Annotated in this window: 7 protein-coding genes; all 7 read left to right on the top strand. The window is 67.8% G+C overall.

Annotated elements, in window-relative coordinates:
* Positions 1-199: 199 nt before the first annotated feature.
* Positions 200-1,063, top strand: a complete 864-nt coding sequence (locus WBB14_RS22140; protein ID WP_424241738.1) for a VOC family protein — start codon at positions 200-202, stop codon at positions 1,061-1,063.
* A gap of 11 nt (positions 1,064-1,074) precedes the next feature.
* Positions 1,075-1,785, top strand: a complete 711-nt coding sequence (locus WBB14_RS22135; protein ID WP_424241740.1) for a class II aldolase/adducin family protein — start codon at positions 1,075-1,077, stop codon at positions 1,783-1,785.
* On the top strand, positions 1,782-3,236 hold the full coding sequence (locus tag WBB14_RS22130; protein WP_424241737.1) for a 2-hydroxymuconic semialdehyde dehydrogenase: 1,455 nt from the start codon (positions 1,782-1,784) through the stop codon (positions 3,234-3,236). Before WBB14_RS22135 ends, WBB14_RS22130 begins: the two co-directional genes overlap by 4 nt.
* Positions 3,237-3,297: 61 nt before the next feature.
* Complete coding sequence (locus WBB14_RS22125) at positions 3,298-4,473, top strand: ABC transporter substrate-binding protein (protein WP_424241736.1); 1,176 nt, start codon at positions 3,298-3,300, stop codon at positions 4,471-4,473.
* A 19-nt stretch (positions 4,474-4,492) separates the two neighbouring features.
* Positions 4,493-5,413, top strand: coding sequence for a branched-chain amino acid ABC transporter permease (locus WBB14_RS22120; protein ID WP_207466771.1), 921 nt, complete (start codon positions 4,493-4,495; stop codon positions 5,411-5,413).
* A gap of 28 nt (positions 5,414-5,441) precedes the next feature.
* The gene (locus WBB14_RS22115) at positions 5,442-6,473 is read left to right on the top strand and encodes a branched-chain amino acid ABC transporter permease (protein WP_424241735.1); all 1,032 of its coding nucleotides are present in this window, start codon (positions 5,442-5,444) and stop codon (positions 6,471-6,473) included.
* Complete coding sequence (locus WBB14_RS22110; RefSeq protein ID WP_424241734.1) at positions 6,470-7,243, top strand: ABC transporter ATP-binding protein; 774 nt, start codon at positions 6,470-6,472, stop codon at positions 7,241-7,243. Before WBB14_RS22115 ends, WBB14_RS22110 begins: the two co-directional genes overlap by 4 nt.
* The last annotated feature ends 4 nt before the right edge of the window (positions 7,244-7,247 follow it).

Genomic DNA, 7,247 nt, shown 5'->3' with positions numbered 1-7,247 from the left:
CGACCAGGGTGTTGGCCGAGGCGGCATGGGCGAGCGGGGGGAGGGTGGCGCCGTCTGACATGGAAGCTACTTTATCACTGCGTTCAAAAAATCTCGATAAAAATTATTGACGCCGAGATTTATGCTGTTTATCGTAGAAAAAAGCGTCGAGACTACGACCGGCATGAAGCCGGCGGCAGGCGCATCCTGGAGACAAGCAGTGATACGGCTACACGACATCCGGTACGTCCGGCTGGGTACCCGCGACCTGGAAGGCGCGGTCCGCTACGCGACCGCGGTGCTGGGGCTGGAAGTGGCGCGCAAGGAGCACGGCGCGGTCTATTTCAAGTCCGACTCCCGCGACCACACCCTGTGCTATTTCGAAGGCGATCCGCGCGACCACACCGCGGCGTTCGAGGTGGACACCCCCGAAGAGCTGGAGCATGCCGGCGCGGTGCTGGAGCGTAGCGGCTACCAGGTCGCCGCAGGCAAGCGCGAGGACGCCGAGCAGCGCTACGTGCGCGATTTCCTCAGCTTCATCGACCCCTCCGGCAACCGCATCGAGCTGGTGCATGCGCCGCATCACAGCGGCCGCCGCTATTTTCCCAGCCGCGACGCAGGCGTGACGGGCTTTTCGCACATCGGCCTGCGCACGCTGGACGCGCGGCGCGACGAGGCCTTCTGGACCGGCTTGCTGTCGGCCCGGGTCAGCGACCGCATCGGCGAAGCGCCGCTTCTGCGTATCGACGAAGTGCATCACAAGATCGCGCTGTTCCCGTCCAGCTTTCCGGGCGTGCAGCACATCAACCACCAGGTCGAGAGCATCGACGACATCATGCGCGCCTGGTATCAGCTGAAGGAATGGAACGTGCCGATCCGCTTCGGTCCGGGGCGCCACCCGACGTCGGGTGCGATGTTCCTGTACTTCGACGGCCCCGACGGGATGATCTACGAATACTCCACCGGCGTGCGCCTGATCACCGCCGAGGATGAAAAGACCTACCGCCCGCGCAGCTTCCCCGCCGTGCCGTCTTCGTTCTGCATGTGGGGCGCCAAGCCCGACATTCCGGAGTTCAAGACGTGAGCGCCGCGCCGATGAGGATTGACGCCGGCCAGGAAGCCTTGGTGCGGGTGGCGGCGCGCGGCCTGGCCCGCGCCGACCTGGTCCACGCCTACGGCCATTGCAGCAGCCGGCTCGACGCCGACCACTTCCTGGTGTGCGCGGCGCGGCCCATGGGCCTGATCGAGCCGGGCGAGGCGGGCACGGTGGTACCGGTCCATGGCGAGCTGCCCGAGGGCGTGTTGGGCGAAGTCCGTATCCACCAGCACATCTACCGCATGCGTCCCGAAGTGGGCGGGGTGGTGCGCTCCATGCCGCCCACGGTCATGACGCTGTCGTCGGCGCGGGTGACGCCGCAGCCGCGCCATGGCATGGGTTCGTATTTTTCACCGGCCGTGCCGCTCTGGGACGATCCGCAGCTGGTGCGCAGCGACGCCCAGGCGCGCGGCGTGGCGCAGGCCCTGGGTGCGGCGCGCGCCGTGGCCATGCGCGGCAACGGCGCGGTGGTGGCGGCCGAATCCCTCATGCATGCCGTGGTGCTGACCTGGTATCTGGAGGATGCCGCCCGCATCGAATGGCAACTGCGTTCGGCCGGCCTGGCCGAAGGCGCGCCCACGCTCTCGCCCGACGAGGCGGCGGCCCGCGCCGTGGGCACGGGCCGCATCTACGAGCGCATGTGGGAATACCTGACCGCCGGCGACCCTGAAGCGGCGCTGGCAGACCTGTCACAACCGAGGACGCAATGACCGATTTCCGTAACTTCATCAACGGCGAATGGGTCGCCACGGGCAAGACGTTCGACAACCGCGATCCTGTCGACAACCGCCTGATCGGGCGCATCCACGAGGCCGGCGATGCCGAAGTCGATGCCGCGGTGCGGGCCGCCAAGGCGGCATTGCGCGGTCCTTGGGCCAAGCTCAAGACGCAGCAGCGCGTGGAGCTGCTGCACGCGGTGGCCGACGGCATCATCCGCCGCTTCGACGACTTCGTCGATGCCGAGATCGCGGATACCGGCAAGCCCTATGACCTGGCCAGCCATCTGGACATTCCGCGCGGCGCGGCGAACTTCAAGATTTTCGCCGACCTGGTGCGCAACATTCCCAACGAGACCTTCGACCTGGAAACGCCGGACGGCGGCCACGCCCTGAACTACGGCGTGCGCGTGCCGCGCGGCGTGATCGGCGTGATCTGCCCCTGGAACCTGCCGCTGCTGCTGATGACCTGGAAGGTGGGGCCGGCCCTGGCCTGCGGCAACACGGTGGTGGTCAAACCGTCCGAGGACACTCCGGCCACGGCCACGCTGCTGGGCGAAGTGATGAACGAGGTCGGCGTGCCGCCTGGTGTCTACAACGTGGTGCATGGCCGCGGCCCCGGTTCGGCGGGCGAAAAGCTCACCCGCCATCCGCTGGTCGATGGCATCACCTTCACCGGCGAGACGCGCACTGGTGTGGCCATCATGCAGGCGGCGGCGGTAGGCGTGCGGCCCGTGTCCTTCGAACTGGGCGGCAAGAACGCCGGCATCGTGTTCGCCGACGCGGACTTCGACAAGGCGGTGGCCGGCATTGCGCGCGCCGCCTTCGACAACACCGGACAGGTCTGCCTGGGCACCGAGCGCGTCTACGTGCAGCGGCCGATCTTCGACCGCTTCGTGGCGGCGCTGGGCGAGCGCGCCCGCGGCTTCAAGCTGGGGCGTCCGAAGGACCCCGGCGTGAACCTGGGTCCGCTGATTTCGCAGCGCCACCGCGACAAGGTGCTGGGCTACTACGCCCGCGCCCGCGAAGACGGCGCCACGGTGGTGGCGGGCGGCGGCGTGCCGGACATGCCGGACGAACTGGCCGGCGGCGCGTGGATCCAGCCCACCGTATGGACCGGCCTGCCGGAAACCTCCGCTGTGATCCAGCAGGAGATCTTCGGACCCTGCTGCCATATCGCGCCCTTCGACACGGAAGAAGAAGCCGTGGCCCTGGCCAACGCCACCCCCTACGGCCTGGCGGCCTCGGTCTGGACCAGCAACGTGGGCACGGCCCACCGCATGGGACAGGCCCTGGAAGTGGGCATCTGCTGGATCAATTCCTGGTTCCTGCGCGATCTGCGCACGGCCTTCGGCGGATCCAAGCAGTCCGGCATCGGCCGCGAGGGCGGAGTGCATTCGCTGGAGTTCTACACGGAGCTGCGCAATGTCTGCGTGAAGCTCTGACCTCAATACGGCAGGCGCCGCGCAGAACGGCGCCGCCGCCCATCCCCCAAGGAGACTTAGCATGCAAGCATACGCACGCGGGCTGTCCGCGCTGGCCGCGGTCGCGGCCTTGACCGCGGCCAACGCCGCCATGGCGGACATCCGCATCGGCTTTACCGGGGTGCTGTCCGGCCCTCAGGCGGCATTGGGCCAGGACCAGTACGACGGCCTGATGCTGGGCATCGAGCAACTGGGCGGCAGCCTGGGCGGCCAGAAGGCCGTTGTGATCCGCGACGACGATCAGCTCAAGCCCGACGTGGGCGCGCAGATCGTGCAGAAGTTCATCGAGAAGGACAAGGTCGACGTGATCGTCGGCCTGGGCTTCTCCAACGTGCTGATGGCGGAACTGCGGCGCATCAAGGAGTCGGGCGTGGTGGCGCTGTCCACCAATGCCGGGCCTGCGCCCATCGCCGGCCGCATGTGCCTGCCCAACCTGTTCGTGCTGGGCTGGCAGAACGACAGCATGTCCGAGGCCATGGGCAAGTACGTCAAGGACCAGGGCTACAAGCGCGCCTATCTGATGTCGTCCAACTACCAGGCCGGCAAGGACAAGCTGGCGGGCTTCAAGCGCTTCTATGGCGCCGCGCCATCCGACGAGATCTATACGCAGTTGGGGCAGCTGGACTACTCCGCCGAGATCTCGCGCATGCAGTCGGCCGCGCCCGACGCGCTGTTCGCGTTCTACACCGGCGGGGTCGGCGTGAACTTCGTGCGCCAGCTGCGCCAGGCCGGCCTGATGGAAAAGCTGCCGTTCTTCTCGGAAAGCCTGATTGACTCCAACACGCTGACCGCATTGAAGGAGCAGGCGGTGGGCGCGATCTACGGCACGCCCTGGGCCACCACCCTGGACAACCCGCAGAACCGCAAGTTCGTCGAGGCCTTCAAGGCCAAGTACGGACGGCTGCCGTCCGAGTACGCGGTGGGCGGCTACGACGCGGCCTTCCTGCTGGACGCCGCCATCAAGCAGCAGGGCGGCAAGGTCGGCGACAGCAAGGCCCTGGCCGCGGCGGTGAAGACGGCCGGCGCCAACTTCCCCACGGTGCGCGGCAAGTTCCGCTTCAACAGCAACAACATGCCGGTGCAGGACCTGTATGCGTACCAGGTTGTGAAGGAAGGCGACGGCGTGGGCCTGAAGCAGCTGGCCAAGGTGTTCACCGACCACCAGGACGCCTACGTGGCGGACTGCCCGCTGAAGTAATCGTCCCGGGAGACGCCCCATGAACGGATCCTTGCTGTTGTCGCAGATGCTCAATGGCCTGCAGCTCGGCGCCTTGCTGTTCCTGCTGTCCTCGGGGCTGACCCTGATCTTCGGCATCATGAACTTCATCAACCTGGCGCACGGGTCGCTGTACATGATCGGCGCCTTCCTGGGCGCCACCGCCTACAACGCCAGCGGCTCGTTCGCCTTCGCCATCCTGGCGGCGGTGGCGGGCAGCGGCCTGGTGGGCGTGGCGCTGGAACGCCTGATCGCCCGACCCCTGTACAAGCACGACCACCTTTATCAGGTGCTGGCCACCTTCGGGTTGATGATGTTCTTCAATGAACTGGCCTCGGTCATCTGGGGCAGCCGGCCGTATTACGCCGCCGTGCCGCAGGGGCTCGAAGGGGCCGTCAGCTTGTTCGGCAACGACTATCCGGTGTACCGGCTGATGATCATCGGCGTGGGCGCGCTGGTGGCGCTGGGCGCCTGGTTCCTGATCCAGCGCACGCGCTTCGGCATGCTGATCCGCGCCGGCGCCAGCAATGCCCCCATGGCCAGCGTGCTGGGCGCCAACGTCGACCTGCAGAAGACCCTGCTGTTCCTGTTGGGCGCGGTGCTGGCCGGAGTGGCCGGCGCGCTGGCCGGGCCGATCCTCTCGGTGCAGTCCGGCATGGGCGAGCCCGTGCTGATCCTGGCGCTGGTGGTGATCGTGGTGGGCGGCATAGGCTCGGTGCGCGGCACGCTGGTCGCGGCGCTGCTGATCGCGATGATAGACACGCTGGGCCGCGCCTTCCTGCCCGACATGCTGCGCGCCGTGTTCGACGCGTCCGTCGCCAACGCGGTCGGGCCGGCCCTGGCCTCCATGCTCATCTACGTGCTGATGGCCGTGGTGCTGGCGTTCCGGCCGCAAGGCCTGGTCTTCTCGGCGCGGCGTTGACGCGCGCCTGTCCTGGGATTCGATCATCATGCAAGAACACAAACACCGGCGCTGGGCGCTGCCCTTGCTGTTCCTGGTCCTGGCCGCCGTGCCCTTCGTGGCGCAATGGCTGGGCGAACCGTTTTACGTGACGCTGGGCGCGCGCATCCTGATCTACGCGCTGGCCGCGTTGGCGCTGAACCTGGTGCTGGGCTTTGCCGGGCTGGTGAGCTTCGGCCACGCCATGTTCCTGGGCCTGGGCTGCTATGCCGTGGGCATACTCAGCTATTACGGCTTCGGCAACGGCTGGCTGCAGCTGGCCGTGTGCATCGCCGTGTGCGCGCTGGTAGCGCTGATCGTCGGCACGGTCTGCCTGCGCACCTCGGGCATAGGCTTCATCATGATCACGCTGGCCTTCGCGCAGATGTTCTATTTCCTGGCGGTCAGCCTGCGCGAGTACGGCGGCGACGACGGCCTGAACATCTATGACGCCAGTTCCTTCGGCCTGTTCGACCTGGGCGGCAGCCAGCCCGTGTACTGGGCGGCCTGGGCCGTGCTGCTGGTCTCCAGCCTGGCGATGCTGCGCCTGCGCCGTTCGCCCTTCGGCATGATCCTGCGCGCCACCCACGCCAACCCGCGGCGCGTGGATGCGCTGGGCTATTCGGTGTTCGGCGTGCGCCTGACGGCCTACGTGGCCTCCGGCGTGCTGACCGGCGTGGCCGGGCTGCTGTTGGCCAACTTGACTGCCTTTGCCTCGCCCAGCTACATGTCCTGGCCGGTGTCGGGTGAGCTCATCGTCATGGTGGTGATAGGCGGACTGGGCAATGTGCTGGGCCCGATCGTCGGCGCCATCGCCTACCTGCTGATGGAAGAAGCCTTCAAGAGCATGACGCAGCACTGGATGCTGCTGATGGGGCCGGCGGTGGTGATCATCGCCATGGTGGCCAAGGGCGGCTATGCCAATTCCCTGGCCTGGCTGCGGCGTCCGCCGCCCGCCGCGCCGACGGCCCAGCCGCCGGCCGCGGACGGGCAGAAGGACCGCCGTCCGCCGGACGCGCTCGCCAAGGAGGCATCGGCATGAACACGCAAACCGCCGCCAAGCCCGTGGGTTTGTCGACGCAGGACCTGGTGCGCCGCTTCGGCGGCCTGAAGGCGACCGATGGCGTGTCGCTGGATGTGGCCCCGGGCGAACTGCATGCGCTGATCGGCCCCAACGGCGCGGGCAAGACCACCCTGATCAACCTGCTGTCCGGCGAATTGCGTCCCGATGGCGGCGCCGTGCGCCTGGGCGCCGCCGACGTTTCCCGCGCCACGGTGCAGGAACGCGTGGCCCAGGGCATGCTGCGCTCCTACCAGGTGACCTCGGTGTTCGACAGCTACACGGTGCTGGACAACGCTTGCCTGGCCGCCTTGCGCAAGCGCCGTCGGCGTCTGTCGGCCTGGACCGCCTTGCGCGATTGCGCCGACGTGGTCGACGCCGCCAGGCAAGCCCTGCGGGCCTGCAAGCTGGAGGACGTGGCCGAGGCGCAGGTGGACAGCCTGGCCTACGGCCAGCGCCGCCAGCTGGAGATTGCCATGGCGCTGGCGGGCGAGCCGTCGGTGTTGCTGCTGGACGAGCCCATGGCCGGCATGAGCGCGGCCGAAAGCGCGGGCGTGATCGCCTTGCTGCAAGGCCTGAAGGGCCGCTACACCATCGTGCTGGTCGAACACGACATGAATGCCGTGTTCGCGCTGGCCGACCGCATCAGCGTGCTGGTCTACGGCAAGATCATCGCCACCGGCAGCGCGGACCAGATACGCAACCATCCGGACGTGCGCCGCGCCTATCTGGGCGACGACGCCGACGCATAAGGAG

This window comes from Achromobacter sp. (genome assembly GCF_049647645.1).
Lineage (GTDB): Bacteria > Pseudomonadota > Gammaproteobacteria > Burkholderiales > Burkholderiaceae_B > Achromobacter.
Note: the sequence above shows the minus strand (reverse complement) of the source record. Positions and strands in the feature narration are given on the sequence as shown.